The following is a 21,580-nucleotide window of genomic DNA, read 5'->3' on the forward strand; positions in this document are numbered from 1 at the left end:
TGATTCTTAATCACAAATCTAATGTTGATTGATAGCATTATTCAACTTAGTTTTATTTTTCAAATATAGAACCACAATAATTGGAATAATTACTAACATTATTGGGTAATACAATTTCAAGGATAGGTAATTAGCAATTAAGCCGCCTAAGATTGGTCCAACTGCCATACCAATATCCAATCCTAAATAAAATGTTGAACTAGCTAGTCCCTGCTGACTCATTGGTGCCAATAATAAGGCTGTCGATTGAGAAACAGAAAACATAATGCCATATCCAATTGCCAGTCCCGCTGCAGCTAATCCCATTAACCAATTATTATCCATGATTGTTAAAAAGATTAAATATATTACTGTTGCTAAACTACATACCCAAAACCATTTACCATATGGAACCGTATCAAAAAGATTTTTCAAAGCAATTCGAACAATAAATAGAACAATCGCATAAATTAAGAAGAATGAACCAACGGAAATATTCAGATGACGTTCACTAGCATAGCTAACTATATCTGCTTGAGTTGCGAAATATGGAATTGAAAGTAAGGAAATAATAACAGCAACCGGAAGAACATCCTTTTGAATTATTTTAAAACCTGGTCTATCTTTTATTTCACTATTTTTAGGACGAACGTGATTACCAATAAATTGAATCAGAATAATCATCATTAAATTAGCAAGTGCTGATAAGCCGATTGTCAATCGATAACCAATAACTTGATAAATGTTAATTGAAACAAAAGGTGCTAATGCCATTGAAGTAGCATTAAGTAAACCATAATATCCCATCGCTTGACCAACATGATCCCGCGGTACTAAAAAAGAAAGCCATGTTGCTAAGCATACGGTACATAACACCATTCCAATTCCGTTAATCAATCTAAAAATTAATAATAAGCCTGCACTCGGTGTAAAAATATAACCTAGAATACCTACCAAGCTCAGAATTCCACCAATAAGAGTTAACGAAAATTTCGAAAATTAATCGGATAGATTTCCTGCGATTGGTCGAAGAAACATTGAGGTAATACTCATTACACTAACTATTACGCCGGCAAAGGCACTACTTGCACCTAAATTTTGAGCATATCCATTAATTAAGGGATTAAGTGACATTACACTAAATTGAAATAAAAAGGTAACAATCATTACTAGAATTGTATCTTTTGTAAAAATCTTTTCTTCTTTTTTATCCATAATAGTTCTTTCTTAAAAAGAATGTAGTAAAAAAATAGAAACTAAAGGATGTTAATTTATCTTTTAGTTCCTACTTAATAGAATGTAAGTGATTTTAATTTTTATCCGCGTCCGCCTTGGAATGATGGGTAAAGTGTCATACCACCATCAACGAACATCGTAATACCAGTTACATAACTTGATTCATCTGATGCAAGCCATGCTGCAGCTGCTGCTACTTCGGATGGATCACCAATTCTACCCATTGGAATCATTGAAGTAGTAATCTTCTTTTGTTCTGGGTCAGCAAACTTCTTGGCGTTAATTGGAGTATTGATAGCCCCGGGCCCAATAGCATTTACACGAATATTTTGCTTTGCATATTCCATTGCTACAGTTTCAGTGAATAGCTTTACCCCACCTTTACTTGCTGCATAGTGGGCAAAGGTTGGCCATGGAATTTGTTCATGAACACTGGACATGTTAATGATATTCCCCTTCTTATTGTGATCAGTGAAGTAACGAAGAGCCATCTTAGTACCTAAGAAAACACCAGTCAAGTTAACATTAATAACTCGATTCCAATCTTCAAGTGACATGTCTTTAGTAGCAACTTGGTTTTCCATACCAGCATTGTTAACCCAAACGTCTAAGTCACCAAAGTTCTCAACAGCAGCATCAATTAACTTTTGTGCTCCTTTATCAGAGCCAATATCTGCTTGAACAATGACTGCATCCCCGCCGTTCTTCTTAACAGCATCAGCAGCTTCTTGAGCGCCTTTCTCATCTGAGTGATAGTTGATAACTACCTTCATACCTTCTTGACCGAATCTTTCAGAAATTGCAGTACCAATTCCCTTTGATCCGCCAGTTACAACAGCTACTTTATTTTTTAATTCTGAATAAACCATATTCATCTTCCTTTTTTACTTACTTTTTCAATGTTTGATTTAATTATATAATCTTATTTTTCTTAATAAAAATAATTAGTTTGTATAGCGCTATTCAGCTCGTGCATAGCATCAAGATTAGTTGAGATAGTTGATTACTTCATCAAGATTATTATTCATTGTTGCTACCACATTTAAACCTTTAGCTTGTTCTCTAAAGTCTTCGTTATATTGATCATCATTTTGACCAACACTAGTATTCAGTGAAATAACCTTGCCTTTAAAGGCTTGAACTTCTTGTAAAAAACTAATTACCGGCGTTGCCACTGCTGCACTCCAGTTAGGACCAGCAACAACAAGAGTGTCATACTGATCTAAATTTGGAATTTTTGATGTTAAAGTTGGAAAGTTCTTATCCTTTCTTTGCTTTTTAGCAACATCTGCAGTTTCAAACATATCATTTGGAAACGTATCGGCTGGAACTGTAATTTCAAAAATATCACTATTAGTTTTCTCAGCTAGCTCTTGTACTAAATTCTTAGTTGAGCCACTTTGAGAGTAATATGCAATTAATGTTTTGCTCATTATTTTTGTTCCTCGTTTTATCTTTAAAATAATATCAATTCAATTTACAAAAATAATATTACCCGCGATTGAAGATAATTAAAATTATCATCTTTTTATAGTAGTATTCATTTCATCTATAGTAAAAAAGTTCTGAGAAACTCTTAAGTGAGTAACTCAGAACTTTTTATTTTTTACATTTAAAGAACCACCGGGTAGGCTGTTCTTCTTTCATTTCTAAACTAAAGTCAGAGCCAACTTCAATCGAATTAAAGCCAGCTTCTTTCAATAATTGCTTAATAGTATCCAATTCATAAGCACGTTCATAATGTGTTTCAGACAAACGATTATACTCACCATTTGGCAAACGATTGAAAAACGTTAAATCATGAATTACGCCATGTTCAACGTCATCATCGGCATAGCTTTGCCACATAAATGCCCGACTATGATCTTCATCCTGATAGTTATACATAAATCCTGGGTAAATATCATCCGTTTGATGTGGTGTAATCACATCAAATAAAAACACACCGTCATCCTTTAAGTGTTTAACTATTTCAGAAAATGTTTGCAATAAATCCTGTTCATCATCTAAATAGCAGAAAGAATCCGCATAGCATGTAATTGCATCATACTTTTCAAGAACACTTAAATCACGCATATCGACTTGAACTAATTGCAAGTCCACATTACTTTCATTTTGATGTTGATCTGCCAAGCTAAGCATTTCATCTGAAAAGTCGGCTACCGTAACATTCACTCCGTCTTTTGCAAGAAGGACAGCTAATCTTCCGCTCCCTCCTGCTAAGTCGAGTAATTTGCAATCTTGCTTTTCAAGATTAGCTAAGGTAAATTTTTCCCAACTTTTATACATATCAGAGTCAAATAATTGATCATACAATTGGGCAAAGGTTTGATAAATCATATTTCATAATCCGATCTATTATTATTTTTATTCTCTTAATCTTAACCTAATTACCCAAAATATTAAAACTATTTATTAGTACTTCTAATTTTTTTCATATCCCAACAAGTCCAAGCCATTAATAAAATAATTAATGCAATCACTATATATGCCAAGATAATCGCGTCTTGCTTAGGCATCATCTCAAATGAAACAAACGTTGCTGGTAAATTGTACAAGTTCAAGAAAATTAAAATAATTGAACTAATCCAGCCTAAAATAGACCATATTCTTCTATTTTTAAATTGCCCCATCATTCTTTTGTCATCAGTCATAATTAATAATGGAACAATTGAAAAAGGTACAGCAAAAGCTAAGAATACTTGTGAATTTTCTAACAGCATATTAAGTGCAAAGTGTTGCTGAGAAATTGTGTCATTTGCTGTCATAACAACGCAAATGATAACTGGAATTACAGACAATAACCGCGTAAACAATCGTCTGGCCCAAAGTGGCATCTTCAAATGAATAAAGCCCTCCATGACAATTTGACCAGTCAATGTTCCAGTAATTGTCGAATTCTGTCCTGATGCAAGAAGAGCAATTGCAAATAAAACAGATAAAATTCCAGTTTTAGCAACTGAGATTAGAATTGGATTACTCAACATTGCAGTATTGCTCAAGGCATCGTATAGGCCAAAAAATGAACTATCTTTAACTGCTCCGCTTTTAAAAACAGCAGCTCCCATTATTAATAAAAGCACGTTAACAAAGAATGCCAGAATGAGTTGAATATTTGAATCCCAAGTAGTAAAACAAACTGCATTTTGAACATCATTTATATCATCATGATTAATTTTTCTTGTTTGACAAATTGATGAATGCAGATAAAAATTGTGTGGCATAACTGTTGCCCCCATAATCCCTAAACTACCTGTTAATGGTGAAAGTCCATTAACTACTGGATGTTGCGCAACTAGTTTAGGACTTGGAAAAATGGATAAAAAAATCTGATTCCAATTAGGCTCTGCTAACATAACTTGATAAGCAAAAAAAAGCAAGATCACCATTATTAGACAAGAAATTAAGGCCTCTATCTTTCTAAATCCAACTTTTGACAATAATAATAGTAGAAACACGTCTAAAATAGTGATAAATGTAGCCACAACTAGCGGAATTTTAAATAAAAGATTCAAAGCAATTGCGGCTCCAATAACTTCTGCAACGTCTGTCGCCATAATCGCCAATTCAATTACAATCCAAAGAATAAAACTTAATCTTTTACTGGTTCTAGCACGAATCGCTTGTGCTAAATCCATTTGCGTAACAATTCCCAATTTTGCTGACATATATTGCAAAAGCATTGCCATTAAACTAGAGATTAAAATAGTGGAAATCAATAAAAAATTAAAGCTTTGTCCACCATTAATTGAAGCAGCCCAGTTCCCTGGATCCATATAGCCAACAGCAACTAATGCACCAGGACCAGTATAGGCGAAAAGCATTCTAAAAAAATTCTTAGTCTTAGGGACTGCAATTGTACTGTTAATTTCAGCTAGCGATTTACCATTTGCGTATGAAATAAAACTATGATTTTCCATCAGTAACTCCTATCCATGAATTCCAAGTGTCATCCGAGCAATTCGTGACATCATACTTGGATTCCATTGCGGATACCAGACGACTTTAATCTGACAGTCATTTATATTTGCTACGCTTTTTGCTGCTTTAGTAATTGTATTATTAAGCCACTCACTTAGAGGACAGCCCATAATAGTAAGAGTCATTGTGATCTTACAAGTTTTATCAATTACTTCAATTCCATAAATTAATCCCAAATCAACAATATCAACTTGCAATTCTGGATCAATCACATCTTTTAAAGCATCATAGACGGCTTTTTCTTGATCAGATAAATTTTCTACTTCTAACATTATCCAATTGACCCTTCCATTTGAAAGCTAATTAGCCGATTAAGCTCAACCGCATATTCCATCGGTAATTGCTTAGTGAAGGGTTCAACGAATCCCATAATAATCATCTCTGTTGCTTTTCTTTCAGGGATACCGCGACTTTCAAGATAGTACAATTGATCCTCAGAAATTTTGGAAACAGTAGCTTCGTGTTCCATTGCTACATTCGAATTTTCAATTGCGTTAGTTGGAATCGTATCTGAAGATGACTGATCGTCCATGATAATTGTGTCACATTCAACATGAGCTTTTGATCCATCCGACTTTTTCGAAAACTTAACACTACCGCGATAATCTGTTGAGCCTCCGCCTTTAGCAATTGACTTTGAAACAATTGAACTAGAAGTATTCGGTGCATTATGAAACATCCCTGCTCCCGAGTCCTGATGAATTCCATGATGTGCAACGGCAATTGAAAGCATAGTTCCACGTGCTCCCTCGCCGTTTAGGTATACACTCGGATATTTCATGGTGACTTTAGCTCCTAAATTTCCGTCGACCCATTCCATCGTTGCATGTTTTTTAGCAACAGCTCTCTTAGTCTCTAGACTATAAACATTATCAGACCAGTTTTGAATCGTAGTGTAGCGACAATATGCATTATCGAGGACATTTACCTCAACAACGGCCGCATGAAGAGAATCCGATAAATATTGCGGAGCCGTGCATCCTTCAACGTAGTCAAGATGTGCTCCTTCATCAACGATGATCAAAGTTCGTTCAAATTGACCTGAATTTTCTGCATTTAATCTAAAATAAGCTTGAACTGGAGTCGGAACTTGAACACCCTTTGGTACGTAAATAAACGTACCGCCTGACCATACAGCACAATTTAAAGCAGAGAATTTATTTGAATCAATTGGAACTAATTTACCAAAGTATTTCTTAAACAAGTCAGGATATTTCTGCAAAGCAGTGTCAGTATCAGTGAAAATAATCCCTAATTTATCAAATTGCTCTTTCATTTTGTGATAAACCATTTCTGACTCATATTGAGCAGCTGATCCAGCTAAATATTTACGTTCTGCTTGCGGAACTCCCAGCCTTTCAAATGTATCTTTAATATCTTGCGGTACGTCTTTCCAGTCACGGTATTTTTTATCAGTCATTTTTTGATAATAAAGCATATCATCTAAATCAAGACCTGAAAGATCAGGACCAAAGCTTGGCATTGGCATTTTTTTGTAAATATTAAAGGCTTTTAACCGGTAATCTAGCATCCATTTCGGCTCGTGTTTTTCAGCCGAAATTTGCCGAACTACTTCTTCAGTTAGTCCACGGCCTGTTGAAAATTTTGGTTTTACATCATCATGAAAGCCAAACTGATAATCTTCGTCTTTAACTATATCCTCTGCTTTAGTCATTTTCTTCTTCCTTTTCTTTACCAAGTAATGCTCGGTCCAATCCCCACCAAGCTAAGGTAGCGCACTTAATTCTTGCAGGAAATTCCATAATATTTACTAATACCTGAGCATCTCCTAACGATTGCAAATCTTGCTCTTTGTGCTGCTTTCCAGCTGCTAGATCAGAAAATATTTTTGAAAATTCAAGCGCTTCTTCAATATTTTTCCTCTTCACTAATTGAGTCATCATACTAGCAGAAGCCTTACTAATGGTGCATCCTTCTCCATCAAAAGCAATCTCTTTGATTTGATCATTTTCAACGAAAATCGTTAAATGAATTCTATCGCCGCAAGTAGGATTATAAACTGTAGTCTCATTAGTAAGAACTGCCAATTTACCAAAGTTGCGTGGCATTTGTGCATGATCTAAAATTACAGCCTTGTATAAACTTCTTAACTTATCTAAACTCACTGAAAAACTCCTTTACTTCTTGAAGCGAGCTCACTAATTTATTAATATCATCTTTGCTATTGTAAATAGACAAGCTAGCGCGTACAGTTGATTCAGTTTGTAGACTCTCCATTAAAGGTTGGGCACAATGATGCCCCGCCCTAACTTCGATTCCATCTAAGTCCAGAGCTGTTGCCAAATCATGAGGATGAATGTCCTTCAAATTAAAAGACAAGACGCCAGTTCGATTACGATTCTCCTTTGGACCATAGAGTGTTAAGCCAGAAATTTTTGATAATTTTTCTAAAGCATAAGTAGTTAGCTCTGTCTCATGTTTTTGAATGAACTTTAAATCTAATGAATTTAAATAATTAATTGCAGCTGCTAACCCAATTGCTCCAGAAATATTTGGTGTTCCAGCTTCAAATTTTTGTGGTATTTCTGCCCAGCTTGCTCCTTTTCTAGTTACATTGGCAATCATTTCTCCGCCAAAGCGATAAGGTAGCATCTCATTTAAAAGACTTTTTTTGCCATATAAAACTCCAATTCCTGTTGGAGCAAACATTTTATGACCCGAAAATGCATAAAAATCTGCATCTAAATCATTCACATTAACCGAAAAATGACCAACTGCTTGTGCACCATCAATTACGACAACTGCGCCTTTTTCATGGGCTAGTTTTATTACTTTTTTAACTGGATTAATTGTTCCTAAAACATTACTCACATGAGTTAAAGCTACAATTTTAGTTTTCGAGCTAATTTTAGTTTCTAAATCCTCAAGATCTAAATGACCATTCTTAGTTATTTCAATAAACTTTAGCTGTGCTCCTTTTCTTTTGGCTAATTGCTGCCAAGGCAATAAATTACTATGATGCTCCATAATTGAAACAACTATTTCGTCTCCTGCACTAATGTTCTGTTCACCAAAACTTGTAGCAATTAAGTTCAAACTATCAGTACATCCACTGGTAAAAATCACTTCTTTATCGCTATTTGCTCCAATAAAGTCAGCTACTTTTTGCCGACTTTTTTCATAAAGATCAGTTGCTCTTAAGCCTAAAGTATGAACACCGCGATGAACATTGGCTCGATTCATTTCAGTAAAGTTTCTTATCTTTTCTTCAACAGATATTGGCATTTGACTAGTTGCAGCATTATCCAAATAAACTATTTGTTCATCATTGATCTTTTTATTAATAACTGGAAAATCAGCTTTAATTTTCTTTACGTTTAGTTTGTCCATCGATTAACTTTCTCTCTAAGATATCAATCATTTTTTGTCGAACGTCTTTATCTGGAATTGCATCTAAAACTGCGCCGAGAAAGCCGCGAATAACTAATCTTTGAGCTTGATTATAAGGAATTCCGCGACTCATCAAATAGTTCATTTGAATCTTATCAACCGGGCCAACACTAGCCGCATGAGCAGCGATAACATCATTTTCATCAATTAAAAGCAGTGGATTTGCATCCCCGTGCGCTTCATCAGACATCATCAATACACGATTTTGTTGATCCGCTTTTGAGCCATGTGCCCCGTGAACGATTTGACCAATTCCATTAAAAATTAAGCGAGAATTTTCTAATAAAACTCCTCGTTGATTAATTAAGCCGATTGAATGAGGTCCTCGATTAGTCACACGATTGTTGATACCAACTTTTTGATCACCAGTTGTAACAGCTATCGCCTTTGAATCAGCAAAACTACCTTCTCCAATTAACTCTGAATCGAGATCACCAATTGTGTTTGAATCATTCATGAATGCAATCGCCCATTCAACATGCGCATCCTTTTCAATTTTTGCCCGACGATTAAAGTAAAGGTGCGTTTTTTGACCAAGTTCATCAAGCGAAGAAAATTCAACATGGCTACCAGGACGAGCAAGAATTTCAACCATTAAGTTAGCTGATTGGACTTGCTGTCCTTTATTCTGAATTTCTTCTAAGAATTTCACCTTGCTGTTATTATCAGCCACAATTAAGATATGTGAAATATACGGATCTTGAGTTGGGCTTAAGGAAATAGTAATCGGTTCATCTAAAGTAGTATTTTTAGGAATATAAAGAAATAGACCAGAATTTAAGTAGGCATAATGATAAGCAGTTAACTTATCTTCACCTTGTTCAATTACAGAAGCTAATGACAGTTGAACTAGATCAGGATAGTTCTGACTTGCAGTAAAAAGATCTGTTAGAATTATGCCCTTCTTTTCTAAATCTTTTTGAGCTGACTTTAAAGTAAAATCAGCCTGATTACGCCAAGAGAAATCTTCTTTTTTAATTAGTGGCCAATCTTGATAAGAAAAACGTTGCATTTTAGGATATCGCAAGTCATTTATTTTTTTGAAAGCCTCAACCCGTAAATTAGTTAACCACGAAGGTTCATTATTTTTATAAGAGAAATTAAGTAAATTTTCTTTACTTAGCATATGAGCCTCCTAATTTTCATCAACTAGTTTAATATCTAAGCCAAGCTCATCTCGTAAGCCAGCATAACCTTCTTTTTCAAGCTTCTTAGCTAGATCAGGACCGCCGTCTTTTACAACCCGTCCATCCATCATTACATGAACTACATCTGGAACAATATAATCAAGCAAGCGTTGATAGTGCGTAATCATTAAGGCTCCAAAACTGTCTCCTCTCATGGCATTAACTCCACGTGATACTACTCTTAAAGCATCAATATCAAGGCCTGAATCAATTTCATCCAAAATACCAAAGCTTGGCTTAATCATTAACATCTGCAAGATCTCATTGCGCTTCTTTTCTCCACCCGAAAAGCCTTCATTTAGATAGCGCTCAGTCATTGCTTCTTTCATATCCAATAGATCAAGATTTTTATCTAGTTCATTTAAGAAAATCATTACTGGAATTGGGTTATCTTTTGGACGACGTGCATTAATTGCAGCTCGTAAAAACTCAGCATTGGTTACCCCTGGAACTTCAGCTGGATACTGCATTGCTAGAAACAGCCCTTTTCTAGCCCGCTCATCAACTGGCATATCAATAATGCTTTCATCATTTAATAAAATGTCCCCTTGAGTTATGTGGTAACGCGGATTTCCCATAATTGTTTCAGACAAGGTAGATTTACCTGTTCCATTTGGTCCCATAATTGCATGAATTTCACCAGTCTTAAGAGTTAAATTCACACCTTTCAAAATCTTTTTTCTAGCTTTTCTATCCTTATCTTCAACTTCAACATGTAAATCTTTAATTTCTAGAGTAGCCATTTAGATCCTCACTTTTATTCGTTATTCTATATTTAGTGCTATATATCATTGTCTATACACAATATATAGATAATATAAACCTATTAAAACTATAATTTCAGTCTTGACTTTTAATAATCAATTTTAAGTCTTACTACAATAGGCCTAATCGTTATTTATTTTTAACAAAAAAGTCTGCTGATTAATCAGCAGACTTTTATATTAATCTTCTTCTAATGAGGAAGTTACTTTTTTATTTTTTACAAAATGTACCATCAATCCAATTGCTAAACCAAGTAGAGCTGGAACAAGCCAAGATAATCCCATATTAGCTAGGGGCAAATGATTTCTTAATGAAGCAACTGCTAAACCAAATGAACTCTGACTAACAACATTTGGAAAGGCTACTACCATGTCTCCTAAAGCTGGAACAACTGTAAAGACAATTACAAATAAGTAAACAACGCCATCCGTCTTAAACAATGGTGAGCAAACAGATAATACGATTAATACCATTGATAAAGGATATAAGAACATTAGCATTGGTGTTGACCAAGCAATGATCGTATCTAATCCAAAGTTAGCAGCTAAGAACGAAGCTAAGCAACTAAGTGCTAACCAAGCATGATAGCTAACTTGTGGGAAGTGCTTATGGAAGTCTTGCGCAAAGGCAGCAACTAAACCAACAGCAGTGGTTAAACAAGTAACAGTTAACAAGAATGCAAGCAATGCTTGACCAAACACACCACCGTAAACATTAACAATTTGATTAAATGCAACCCCACCGTTATCTGAAACTTTAAAACGACCTAAGGACATTGCACCCATTAAGATCAATAATAAATAGATAAAACCGATAGCTAATACAGCTAATAAGCCAGATTTAGCAACAACTTTTGAAACACTTTTTGCACTCTTTTGTCCCATACCACGAACTGCTGTAACAACAGTCACCCCAAAAGCTAATCCGGCCAAGGCATCCATTGTGTTGTAGCCTTCTAAGAAACCGTTAACTAAAGCGCCATGCTTGTAAGCTGAAGTAACAGCCGCAGTTTGAGGATTACCTAAAGGACGAGCAAATGCCACAACGAAGACTAAGAACAATAGAGCTAAAAATAGTGGATTTAATACTTTACCAACATTAGACAAGATATTGTTTTGATGGTAAGAAAAAGCAAAAGCTGCTAAGAAGAACAAGGCAGAAAAGATTAGTAATGCTGGTCCTTGCACGTTTTTAGGAACAAATGGCGCAATTCCAACTGTAAATGAAACTGTTGCTGTTCTTGGTGTACCAAATAAAGGACCGATTGTTGCATGGATCAAAACCATAAAGACTACTGCAAAGGTGGCACCTAAAGGTTTTCCAATATCGTAAACACCATCAGCGTGAGTAATTGCTACAGCTAAAACTGATAGTAAAGGCAGTAACACACCTGTAATTAAAAATCCAACTGCTGCTGTTCCCCAATTTGATCCAGCTAATTGCCCCAAATGTAATGGAAAAATTAAGTTACCGGCTCCAAAGAATAAACCAAATAGCAAAGAAGCAACTACTAAATAATCCTTCCATGTTAATTTACGCGATGTATGTTCTGTCATCATATTCTTTCCCTCCAAAAAAATATCCCTGAATACAAAAAAAGTCCCTCAACCAAATTACTTTGATTGAGGGACGCTTCAGCGTGGTACCACCCTTTATTTATATTGCTATTGCTAACAATACCTTTCACGTGCGGCCAATTACTTGGCGATACGTTGGCACTATAACGGGTGCTCCCACTTCTTCTTACTTAAAATTAAGAATTAGAACTCGAAAGTGATTTTCATCTAGCCTTAGAATTTATCTCCTCACACCTAACGAGACTCGCTGCAAATTAAGATTAAACTACTCTTCTTTCTCTTTGTTTTCAGATTAATTAAATTTGTTAATTATTATTTTAATATAAGTATCATAAATGTCAATGTTTTTTTATAAATTTTTGTCTATTTAATATTATGCTAGTTTAACTCAAGTATTTTCATACGATGCTTTGGTGCTTCTTCCGTATACCTACCAATTAAATCTTCAATACTCACCTAACTTCTTTTAAACAAAATTACTTGACCGTATTGTCACCTGATAAAGTGCTCAAAATAATAGTGCCATCATTATTTGTACTATTTACTTTTGCCACTGTTCCGTTTTTCCCAAAAAGTGAATTGTCTCCGCTTAAGGTACTCAATTGATATTGCTGAGCTTTTACATCTTCAACAATATTATCGCCAGAAGAAGTTGAAACCTGAAGTTTACCAGAAACTTCGCCATTTTTCATTGTAAAGTCACCACTGGTTAACTTAACTTTCCCTTGCTTTACTTTTACCCTCTTAAAATCAATATCGCCTGAAGTTGCAGTCAATTTAACTTCATCTACTTGCGTCTCTTTCAAACTTACATCTCCACTCACTACAAATAAAGATAGAGAATCTAGTTTTAAATTCTTAATATCTGTATCTCCGCTAATTGTTGAAACACGTCCTGCACTTAAATGGATATCTTCAGGAACTGTAATTATCAAATTTCCACCATCGTTATAACTAACTATATTTACTTCAAAGATTCCTTTTTTCCATAATTTACTATCTTTGTGATCTATCTTTGGCTCCTTAATTTCAATAGTATCATTAGTCAATTCTACGCTTGGTTCTTCATCTGATAGTCCTTTATAGTGAACTTCAAACTTATCGCCGGTTTCAATTTTGAGGTCAAGATCAATCAAATCAATATTTAGGTTAGTAAAACTGTCGTTACTTAGAACCTTGTCAATAACTTTATCTTTCGTATCATCACTCTTATTAAAAAACATTTTATGTACCTCTTTTTATCATTCATTCACTAATCTTATTTAAATTTACTATCATAGAGATACTTTTCAATGAAAGTTAACTAAGTGGTTAAAAATTATACCTAACATGAAAAAAAGACAGCATGAGCTGTCTTTTTATTGATTCTATTTAAAAATTACTTTTCATTAACAATAATTAATGATTTGATTGCTTCACGATTACTCATTGCTTCATAAGCTTCTTGAATATGATCTAAATCAAAGCTCTTAGTAAAGACTTTTCCTGGATTAATCTTATCATCAAGAACTGCTTTTAATAATACTTCTTTATCAGGCTTAGTTACTGAGGCAATACCACCGCGAAGACCAACATTTTTCCAGAATAGTTGGTTTGATTTTGGTTCTGCATGTGGTACACCTACTCTACCAATTACAGCACCTGGGCGAGCAATTTGTCCAGCTTGTTCAATTGCACTTTCGGCACCAACGCACTCTAAAACCGCATCCGCACCAGCATTTTCCTTGGTTAAAGCAAGTACATCTTTAACTGCTTGTTCATCTCGGCTAGATACAATATCAGTCGCACCGAATTCTTTACCTAATTGTGCACGATCATCGTGGTGTGATAAAAGAATAATCTTTTCTGCCCCCAATAACTTAGCGCCAATAACACCGGCAAGACCAACTGCCCCATCTCCAATTACAGCTACAGTATCACCAGGTTTTACTTCAGCATTTAAGGCAGCGTGGTAACCAGTTGCCATTACATCTGACAAAGTTTGAAGAGATGCTAATTGATCATCAGTATAATCTTCGGGCTTACCAGGAATTTTAACTAAGCCAGAATTTGCTGGTTCATATTTCATGTACTCTGCTTGATAACCGCCATTAGTTCCTGGTTTTTGATTTAAGCAATTACCTTCAAAACCATTGATACATGCCACACAGTGACCGCATCCATGAGTAAATGGGACAATGACAAAATCATTTACTTTAATATCTTTTACATCATCGCTTACTGCTTCAACAACACCAATTGCCTCGTGGCCAATTAATGACCCACTTTCACGATCAGCAATACCTCTAAACCACCATAAGTCTGAACCACAAACACTAGCTCTAATTACTCGAATAATAGCTTGATTTTCTCCATCAATCTTAGGCTTTTCTACTTCTTTTACTTCTACTTTACCAGGTTCTACAAAAATTGCCGCTTTCATACTCTATATCCTTTCATTCCATTAACTTACATGTTTAGTTTAAATGAAAGTATTAGTTCATAAAATTACTAAAAAAACATACTACTATACGTAATTTAAATAGCAATAATTACATATAGTCAAAATATCCTTTATTCAAATTTAGTATCCCAGTCAGGATCATTATTTGCATCAAAACACATTGCAATTTGTTCTTTAGTATTTCGATCAAGTGATAATTTCGGTAAATCATCTAAGGCAAAATATTCACAAGCATCTGTTTCATCATTTGGTGTAAATTCTCCATCTAATTCTTTACACAAGAAAAAGATTTTAGTGACATTCGTTGCTAAAATTGGTTTATTATGATGATTCCGATCTTGCACAGCAATAATTTTTACTGGTTTTACCCTTCGACCTGATTCTTCAAATGCTTCTTTAATGCAATTATCAGCAACTGTTTGATCATAGTCATTCCATCCTCCTGGCAACGACCATTCCTGAGACATCTTTTCCCGAACTAATAAGATTTTGTTATCTTTGAAAATCGCAGCCCTAGTTTCAATTTTGGGAGTTTGATACCCTTCATCCCCTAAGAAAAGCGTTTTAAGTTTCTCTTCTGGAATTCCAGTTCTAGCCGACATCATTTCACCAGCAATTCTACGAATTTCTTCATAGCGTTCAAGATCAAAAACATCATGTCCGTATTTTAATCCAGCTTGAGCTAAACTTTGTAAATCCATCGCCCAATTTGCAATTTTATCATTTGTCTTCATTTTTTAATCACCTGAAAAATTTTATAATTAAATTAATGACTAGCAATGTAGTCTTGTAACTCGCCTAGCCTATCAATTTTAAAAGTAAAAGCTCGCATGCCTAATTTCTTTGCAGCATCAGTATTTACCTTCAAGTCATCAATGAATAAACTTTCTTCTGGTTTCAACATATAACGAGCAAATAATTTTTCATAGATTCTTTTATCTGGTTTCATTAATTTCTCTTGTGCTGAAAAAACGTATCCATCGAAATAATTACCCATTTCAGAATCTTTAACAAAGTTTGCAAATTGCATTCCCGTATTAGACAAACCATAAATTTTGTAGCCTTTTTGGTGCAATTTTTCCATATAATTAAAAACTGGTTCATAAAAATCAACATTTTCGGGCCAAGTTACCATAATTTGTTTAACCTTGCTCTTTAAATTATCTGGAACACGATCCACAAATATTTCAGTTGCTTCTTTTTCCGTAATCTTTCCAGCATCAATCTCGGTCCACTCTTTAGATTCAAAAATTATTTTTCTTAATAAATCATGATCTGCTGGACTTAATTCATAATGATTCAAAATTTCACCGGGGTTATAATTCATAATTACGTTGCCAAAATCAAAGACAATATTTTTTAGCATTCGACTATCCTCCATCATTCATAATCTATAACTAAAATATGCGCTTTTAATAAAAATCTTGCAAGAAAATATCTAACTTGTATATAACATTTCATCTTAGCACTTTACTTTTACTGTAATTATTACTTCATTAATGATGATTGGTCTATTAATAAATCAATGCAGATAAAGTTTTGCTATAATTATTAAAGCTAGCTTATTTATTGCTATAATTATTAAAGCTAGCTTATTTATTATAGGAGTAACTCATGCCAAGAAATTCCAGAAAACACAATTTTGATCAATTTTCAGATCAAGAAAAAGAAAAATTAAACAACGTTAAAAAAGAATTAATTGAAGCTCAAAAAAATGAGCCTGAAAGTCTACATGAACACTTGCAAGCTTTTAATGATGGTGTAATGGCAATCATCATTACAATTATTGTTTTAGAAATTCAGCCTGCACTGCATGAAGTTCATTATCAACAGTTCATCAATAATATTATCGTCTTTCTAATCACTTTTTTTATTGTGGCAGACTTTTGGTATGATCTGCACTTAGCATTTTCTTACTACATTTTTAAGCCATCAAAAACAATTGCTATTTTAGACTTCTTTTTCTTAGCTGACTTGTCGCTTTTACCAGTCATGACAAAATGGATTATGGCAGAAACTTCCACTTTTGCTGTAGCAAACTTTGGAATTGTATTTTTAATTGCTAAGATTTTAGAATATTTAATTCAATATTTTGGAGCTAGAAAAACAGCTAAATATTCTCAAATAATGAACATTATTATCAGTCGTTCTTTCATTAGAAAAATGACCGTAACTTTATTTTTGAACGTTATATTAATTATCTTATCATTGTTTAATGCTAAATTAGCGATGATATTATATCTAGTTATTCCAGTTATTTCATTCCTGTTTCCAGTCAAACGCACTAAAATAATATAGTCAAAAAGGCACTAATAGATTTATCTTTTACAAAAATCTATTAGTGTTTTTTTCTAGTTCTTATCTTGTTCCTTGCAATGACTCTTGCACGCACATTCCTTGTCATTCACCATTTTGCAATGACAAATACCATCTTTTCCAGCGCAAGGACAACCTTTCTGACATTTCATTCCTTTGTGACAATATCCATTTTTCATTTTCATCGCCTCTGCAATATATTATGTTCGCAGTATTCTGCTTTAGCAAATTTTCTATACTAATAATAACTAATCATATTGCTTCACTATCTCTTTTAATTGTTTAAGATAGCTTTCTTTTAATTCATCAGGATAAATAATTTTCACATTACTACCTAATGAAATTAAATAATTAATCAAATAATGTAGTTCCTCTCTATTATATTTGCCATCCAAATAAATTTTTCCTTTATCATGAATAATATTCATAATTGGATAAGAATTATACTGGACTTTTTGTTCTCCTTCTTTTGTCAAAATGCAACGATATGAAATTTGATAATATTCTGTTTCATATTGCTTAAAACTAGCTACTAACTCTTTTCTATTAATTAAACTATCTTGATTAATAGCTATTTCAACTTTTTGAAATTTATCTAGTCTTAAAATCTTCCAAACTGCTGATTTTTCATTATAAGCATGACAGAACCAATTTCCTGCTTGAAAAAATAGATCCAATAATTGGAAATTTTGCTCTTTATTTGAAAGTTGTGAACTTTGCACATTAATTCGCCTATTATTAATACAAGCATCAATTAAAGTTTCAAAGTACTTTACTTGATTTAAACTCGGTTGACTATTAAAATGAATCACCTTATCTTGAAGTTTAATCTGTTCTTGTAGTTTATACGATAAACTTTTAAGTAATTTCTGCTTAATTTGATCATATTCATTACTGTAAGGCGTAGTAGAAATCTTTTTAATTGCTTCTAAGGCAAAGAAAATTGCATTTATTTCTTGCGTATTAAATCTAATTGGCGTTAGAAGTTTATTATTAGTTAAGTGATAACCGCCTTGACGACCTGCTTGCGTATAAAATGACAACCCCAATTGTTCTAAATCTGTAATATCACGCAATGCTGTTCTTTCTGAAATTGAAAAGCGATCTTCTAACTCCTTTAAATGAAATATTTTCTTGTCACTTAAATAAATTAATTCTTGATTTAGTCTTTCTGATTTTTTCATAATTTCAATTTATTCCGTCAAAAAATGTCAGTATTTTCTTATATAATAATTCTACTGGATAAAAACGACAAGAAAGGATTTAATTATGGTAGACATTTTAAATAATCATACAAGTAATCAGGAGTTTTTAGATTTTGCAGTAAATCAAATCCATAATGTTGATGTAGCAACAACTCATCATGGCGAACCAAGTGCACAAGTATGCGATTTATTGCTTAATAAAAACGGCAAATTATATATTGCTACTTCTAGCCAAAATCCATTCTTTCGAGATTTAATACCAACCAAAAGTTATTGTAAATGGCTACAAAGGAAATGGAACAATGGACTCTTGTGGTTTTTCAATTAAAGGCATTATCAAGAATGTAGACCATCAATACATTGATGAAATTTTTGAAAAGAATGCTTATCTTAATGAAATTTATGCAGATAATATCGAAGTTGCAAAAGAAGATTTAAGAGTACTAGAAATCACACCACAAAGCGCAGGTTATCTTGATCATCGCACCACTCCTATTTTTATGAGAAAATTTAAATTTTAAACATATCCAAAAATGTCGATAGACCATTATATGAATCTATCGACATTTTTATATTATTTTTCACATTTAAAAAACCAACGAGTGGCATTTTTATCTTTCATCTCTAAGCTAAAATCAGAACCTACTTCAATAGAAGCAAAACCTGCTTGCGTTAGCAATGATTTAATAACTGGCAATTCATACGCTCTTTCATAATGAGTTTCAGACAAACGATTGTACTTCCCATTTTCCATTCTATTAAAGAAAGTCAGGTCGTGAATTACCCCATGCTCAACATCATCATCTGCATAACTTTGCCACATAAAGGCTCTTGAATAATCTTCATCCTGATAATTATACATAAAGCCGGGATACACATCATCAGTTTGATGCGGAGTAATTACATCAAAAAGAAAAACACCATCCCTCTCTAAATGATTAGCGACTTCTGAAAATACCTGGAACAAATCATTTTCATCATCTAAATAACAAAGCGAATCTGCATAACAGGTAATCACATCATACTTTTCAAGGCCACTCAAATCTCGCATATCAGTTTCAATTAACTGCATGGAAACATTGTTTTCAACGCTATGTTGACTAGCCAAACTGAGCATTTCATCGGAAAAGTCTGCCACTGTGACATTGATTTCATCTTTTGCTAATAAAACAGCTAATCGTCCACTACCACCAGCCAAATCAAGCAAATTACAATCTGCCTTTTTAATATTAGCCAAAGTGAATTTTTCCCAATTTTTATACATATCTGAATCAAATAATTGATCATATAATTGAGCGAAAGTTTGATATATCATTTTATAAATCCAATCTTTACAGAAGTTATCTATAATTCTCTCATTAATTTGGAACAATGGCGATAAAATTTTGGCTTTATTATGTATAATTTTATGCTCTTATTCACTTTAAAACTAAAAATTTTAGTATTTTCTTTACATCATAAATAAAGGATTGAAAATCTCCTGACACTTGTGACATCTTTTAGTTCCAACCATTTAATTGATATGGTAAACGTAAACCTACTCCATAATTTTGATAATCTAAAACTTGAAATTTAACAAATCACGCTCATTTTGACAGCGAGCGGTAAATAAAAACTGGAATTGGTACTTTGATACCTTTTCCAGTTTTTTTCTTTAAGAAAGGATAATTTTATTTATGATCCTAAGCAAACATCAAAAAATATGGATGGTGATTACTCTTTTATGTGGTAGTTTTACGACAGCTTTTTCAGAAACATTAATGAACAATGGATTACCAACAATTATGAAAGAAGTGCACGTCGACGAAATGACTGTGCAATTGTTAAGTACCGGATACATGCTAGTTGCTGGAATGTCGATGCCATTAACTCCATTTTTAGTGAAAAGATTTTCCTTAAATAAACTCTTCACAACTACAATGTCTATCTTTTTAGTTGGGACCCTTATTGCTACATTTGCGCCAAATTTTTCAATCTTATTAATCGGTCATCTAATTGAAGCAATTGCTGTAGGAATTAATATGCCACTGGTTTCTAGTGTCTTATCACTCTTATTTCCACCAAACCAAAGAGGAACAGTTATGGGATTAGCTGGAATTATTATAAATTTAGGACCCGCAATTGGCGATTTCAGGAATTATCGTTGAATATTTCTCTGGGCGCATGCTTTTTATTATTTTAATCCCAATAAGTATTCTCGTAATTCTAGCTACACACCTCTTCGTTAAAAATATTCTTACAAAACAGTCGGATCATTTAGGCTTTTACTGTGTTATTTCATCAATTCTAGGCACAGGTGCTCTTTTATACAGTCTGGGACGAATCGGACAAACTGGAAAATTAGGATTAGAAACAATTCTTTTATTAATCTTGGGTATTTTAGTAATTATTTATTTTATAAGGCGCCAATTAAAGTTAGAACATCCTCTATTAGAGATACGTGTTTAGTAAGCGTCAAATAAAATAGTGTACTTAAAAACCGTCCCAGTTACTATTATACTGAGGAGGTTATTTAAGTTCTCTTATTTACAATTTATTTGGAGGTTTTCTTGCCATGGTAAATAAGCTTCAAGGGTTTTCGAATTTAAAATCTCTTCATTCGGTAGTTTTTGAAGTAAGTAATTCAAGTCTTTTTCAGGGGTCAAGTCCATTTCTTTTATAAGTAATAGTCTGAACGGCGGTGTCGGGGACGTTCTCCGTCATCTTGAGCATCAGGTTCATCAAAGAGACTTGTTTGTCCATTTAAAAGCATTTGTTCTGAAGACTTGCCAAAGCGTTTTTGCGTTAGGTAAGCTACTTGTTCACGGAGGAGCTTAATCTCATCAGTAAGGTTTTGAATAGTAGTTGCCTGTTGAGCAATAATCTTTTCTAGATCTGTTTTGGCCATGATGTTAACTTCTCCCCTAAATTTGTTAGTTAAAAGAATATCAAAAAGCGCGCGATGTTAAGTGTTAGTAAAATTCGCGCGCTTTCGTGTTCTTTATTTTTGGACTAATTGCGAAGCCCTTCATTAACCAATCAACTTGTGCAGAAGATAAAGCTTGAACTTCATTTTGATTTCGGAGCCAGTTCATTTTTCCATTTTCAAATCTTTTATAGAGCAGCCAGAAGCCTTCGCCGTCCCAATAAAAGCCTTTGAAACGATCTTTTCTGCCGTCGCAGAAGAGAAAAACTTTACGACTAAAGGGGGTCAAGCTCAAACTGTTCTTTGATTAAGATTGCTAGGCCATCAATGCCTTTACGCAAGTCAGTCTTACCACAAACGATATAGACTTGGCCCAAGTCACTAAGCTTAATCATGACAAAATCTTTTCTAAAAGCTTATTCATAATTTCAGGATCTAAACTACTATAGAAGCTTAGTTCTAAGTCATTTTTCTTCAAGCTAAGCAATAGATTATTACGTGGTAGACGAGTCTTTTTCGGTCTCACTGGATGGTTGAATGCCACAATTAGCTGTTGTTTTTCAATCATATTCTTA

General features: G+C 33.7%; 25 protein-coding genes, 2 pseudogenes and 1 other annotated feature. Of the genes and pseudogenes, 4 read left to right on the top strand and 23 right to left on the bottom strand.

Features of this window, described 5'->3' with window-relative positions; translation table 11 throughout:
- Positions 1-18: 18 nt before the first annotated feature.
- From QM512_RS03790 to QM512_RS03865, 16 genes and pseudogenes are all read right to left on the bottom strand, one after another.
- A pseudogene (locus tag QM512_RS03790) lies at positions 19-1,194 on the bottom strand (MFS transporter).
- A 101-nt stretch (positions 1,195-1,295) separates the two neighbouring features.
- Positions 1,296-2,084 (bottom strand): SDR family oxidoreductase, encoded by a 789-nt coding sequence (locus QM512_RS03795; RefSeq protein ID WP_282806193.1) that lies wholly within the window; start codon positions 2,082-2,084, stop codon positions 1,296-1,298.
- Positions 2,085-2,201: 117 nt separating this feature from the next.
- Positions 2,202-2,648: a flavodoxin gene (locus tag QM512_RS03800; RefSeq protein WP_282806194.1), complete on the bottom strand. Its 447-nt coding sequence runs from the start codon at positions 2,646-2,648 to the stop codon at positions 2,202-2,204.
- Positions 2,649-2,814: 166 nt separating this feature from the next.
- Positions 2,815-3,555: a class I SAM-dependent DNA methyltransferase gene (locus QM512_RS03805; RefSeq protein WP_282806195.1), complete on the bottom strand. Its 741-nt coding sequence runs from the start codon at positions 3,553-3,555 to the stop codon at positions 2,815-2,817.
- 68 nt (positions 3,556-3,623) lie between these two features.
- Positions 3,624-5,135 carry an Nramp family divalent metal transporter gene (locus QM512_RS03810; RefSeq protein ID WP_282806196.1) on the bottom strand — a complete coding sequence of 504 codons (1,512 nt, stop codon included), beginning with the start codon at positions 5,133-5,135 and terminating at the stop codon, positions 3,624-3,626.
- Positions 5,136-5,144: 9 nt separating this feature from the next.
- Positions 5,145-5,468: a metal-sulfur cluster assembly factor gene (locus tag QM512_RS03815; RefSeq protein WP_282806197.1), complete on the bottom strand. Its 324-nt coding sequence runs from the start codon at positions 5,466-5,468 to the stop codon at positions 5,145-5,147.
- Positions 5,468-6,871, bottom strand: coding sequence for a Fe-S cluster assembly protein SufB (sufB, locus tag QM512_RS03820; protein ID WP_282806198.1), 1,404 nt, complete (start codon positions 6,869-6,871; stop codon positions 5,468-5,470). The genes QM512_RS03815 and sufB overlap by 1 nt, the downstream gene beginning before the upstream one ends.
- The gene (gene sufU / locus QM512_RS03825; RefSeq protein WP_282806199.1) at positions 6,864-7,322 is read right to left on the bottom strand and encodes a Fe-S cluster assembly sulfur transfer protein SufU; all 459 of its coding nucleotides are present in this window, start codon (positions 7,320-7,322) and stop codon (positions 6,864-6,866) included. Before sufU ends, sufB begins: the two co-directional genes overlap by 8 nt.
- On the bottom strand, positions 7,309-8,547 hold the full coding sequence (locus QM512_RS03830; protein ID WP_282806200.1) for an aminotransferase class V-fold PLP-dependent enzyme: 1,239 nt from the start codon (positions 8,545-8,547) through the stop codon (positions 7,309-7,311). Before QM512_RS03830 ends, sufU begins: the two co-directional genes overlap by 14 nt.
- On the bottom strand, positions 8,519-9,733 hold the full coding sequence (gene sufD / locus QM512_RS03835) for a Fe-S cluster assembly protein SufD (RefSeq protein WP_282806201.1): 1,215 nt from the start codon (positions 9,731-9,733) through the stop codon (positions 8,519-8,521). The genes QM512_RS03830 and sufD overlap by 29 nt, the downstream gene beginning before the upstream one ends.
- A gap of 9 nt (positions 9,734-9,742) precedes the next feature.
- Positions 9,743-10,537: a Fe-S cluster assembly ATPase SufC gene (gene sufC, locus QM512_RS03840; protein ID WP_282806202.1), complete on the bottom strand. Its 795-nt coding sequence runs from the start codon at positions 10,535-10,537 to the stop codon at positions 9,743-9,745.
- Between the two features lie 201 nt (positions 10,538-10,738).
- Positions 10,739-12,118: a branched-chain amino acid transport system II carrier protein gene (gene brnQ / locus QM512_RS03845; RefSeq protein WP_394358299.1), complete on the bottom strand. Its 1,380-nt coding sequence runs from the start codon at positions 12,116-12,118 to the stop codon at positions 10,739-10,741.
- Positions 12,119-12,181: 63 nt separating this feature from the next.
- Positions 12,182-12,427 (bottom strand) — a binding site (T-box leader).
- 185 nt (positions 12,428-12,612) lie between these two features.
- Positions 12,613-13,359, bottom strand: a complete 747-nt coding sequence (locus QM512_RS03850) for a DUF4097 family beta strand repeat-containing protein (RefSeq protein ID WP_282806203.1) — start codon at positions 13,357-13,359, stop codon at positions 12,613-12,615.
- A gap of 155 nt (positions 13,360-13,514) precedes the next feature.
- On the bottom strand, positions 13,515-14,558 hold the full coding sequence (locus QM512_RS03855) for a zinc-binding dehydrogenase (RefSeq protein WP_282806204.1): 1,044 nt from the start codon (positions 14,556-14,558) through the stop codon (positions 13,515-13,517).
- Positions 14,559-14,689: 131 nt separating this feature from the next.
- Positions 14,690-15,313, bottom strand: coding sequence for an NUDIX hydrolase N-terminal domain-containing protein (locus tag QM512_RS03860; protein ID WP_282806205.1), 624 nt, complete (start codon positions 15,311-15,313; stop codon positions 14,690-14,692).
- A gap of 32 nt (positions 15,314-15,345) precedes the next feature.
- Positions 15,346-15,945: an HAD family hydrolase gene (locus QM512_RS03865; protein WP_282806206.1), complete on the bottom strand. Its 600-nt coding sequence runs from the start codon at positions 15,943-15,945 to the stop codon at positions 15,346-15,348.
- Between the two features lie 248 nt (positions 15,946-16,193).
- On the opposite strand from QM512_RS03865, the gene QM512_RS03870 reads away from it, so the two are divergent.
- Positions 16,194-16,877: a TMEM175 family protein gene (locus QM512_RS03870; protein WP_282806207.1), complete on the top strand. Its 684-nt coding sequence runs from the start codon at positions 16,194-16,196 to the stop codon at positions 16,875-16,877.
- A gap of 266 nt (positions 16,878-17,143) precedes the next feature.
- On the opposite strand, the gene QM512_RS03875 is transcribed toward QM512_RS03870, so the two are convergent.
- The gene (locus tag QM512_RS03875; protein ID WP_282806208.1) at positions 17,144-18,079 is read right to left on the bottom strand and encodes a helix-turn-helix transcriptional regulator; all 936 of its coding nucleotides are present in this window, start codon (positions 18,077-18,079) and stop codon (positions 17,144-17,146) included.
- Between the two features lie 85 nt (positions 18,080-18,164).
- On the opposite strand from QM512_RS03875, the gene QM512_RS03880 reads away from it, so the two are divergent.
- Complete coding sequence (locus QM512_RS03880) at positions 18,165-18,428, top strand: hypothetical protein (RefSeq protein WP_282806209.1); 264 nt, start codon at positions 18,165-18,167, stop codon at positions 18,426-18,428.
- Complete coding sequence (locus QM512_RS03885; RefSeq protein WP_282806210.1) at positions 18,403-18,621, top strand: hypothetical protein; 219 nt, start codon at positions 18,403-18,405, stop codon at positions 18,619-18,621. The genes QM512_RS03880 and QM512_RS03885 overlap by 26 nt, the downstream gene beginning before the upstream one ends.
- Positions 18,622-18,674: 53 nt before the next feature.
- On the opposite strand, the gene QM512_RS03890 is transcribed toward QM512_RS03885, so the two are convergent.
- A complete protein-coding gene (locus tag QM512_RS03890; RefSeq protein ID WP_282806211.1) occupies positions 18,675-19,415 on the bottom strand; it encodes a class I SAM-dependent DNA methyltransferase in 741 nt (246 codons plus the stop codon).
- Positions 19,416-19,776: 361 nt separating this feature from the next.
- On the opposite strand from QM512_RS03890, the gene QM512_RS03895 reads away from it, so the two are divergent.
- Positions 19,777-20,247: an MFS transporter gene (locus QM512_RS03895; protein WP_282806212.1), complete on the top strand. Its 471-nt coding sequence runs from the start codon at positions 19,777-19,779 to the stop codon at positions 20,245-20,247.
- A 375-nt stretch (positions 20,248-20,622) separates the two neighbouring features.
- On the opposite strand, the pseudogene QM512_RS03900 reads toward QM512_RS03895, so the two are convergent.
- The 5 genes and pseudogenes from QM512_RS03900 to QM512_RS03920 all read right to left on the bottom strand — a co-directional run.
- A pseudogene (locus tag QM512_RS03900) lies at positions 20,623-20,764 on the bottom strand (IS66 family transposase); the annotation flags it as partial.
- Positions 20,757-20,987, bottom strand: coding sequence for a transposase (locus QM512_RS03905; protein ID WP_282806213.1), 231 nt, complete (start codon positions 20,985-20,987; stop codon positions 20,757-20,759). The pseudogene QM512_RS03900 and the gene QM512_RS03905, both read right to left, overlap by 8 nt.
- Before the next feature lie 64 nt (positions 20,988-21,051).
- Positions 21,052-21,300, bottom strand: a complete 249-nt coding sequence (gene tnpB, locus QM512_RS03910) for an IS66 family insertion sequence element accessory protein TnpB (protein WP_317133739.1) — start codon at positions 21,298-21,300, stop codon at positions 21,052-21,054.
- Complete coding sequence (gene tnpB, locus QM512_RS03915; protein WP_282806215.1) at positions 21,281-21,400, bottom strand: IS66 family insertion sequence element accessory protein TnpB; 120 nt, start codon at positions 21,398-21,400, stop codon at positions 21,281-21,283. Before tnpB (QM512_RS03915) ends, tnpB (QM512_RS03910) begins: the two co-directional genes overlap by 20 nt.
- A complete protein-coding gene (locus QM512_RS03920; protein WP_282806216.1) occupies positions 21,397-21,573 on the bottom strand; it encodes a hypothetical protein in 177 nt (58 codons plus the stop codon). Before QM512_RS03920 ends, tnpB (QM512_RS03915) begins: the two co-directional genes overlap by 4 nt.
- Between the last annotated feature and the right edge of the window lie 7 nt (positions 21,574-21,580).

Source organism: Lactobacillus isalae, from assembly GCF_947539375.1.
Taxonomy (GTDB): Bacteria; Bacillota; Bacilli; order Lactobacillales; family Lactobacillaceae; genus Lactobacillus; species Lactobacillus isalae.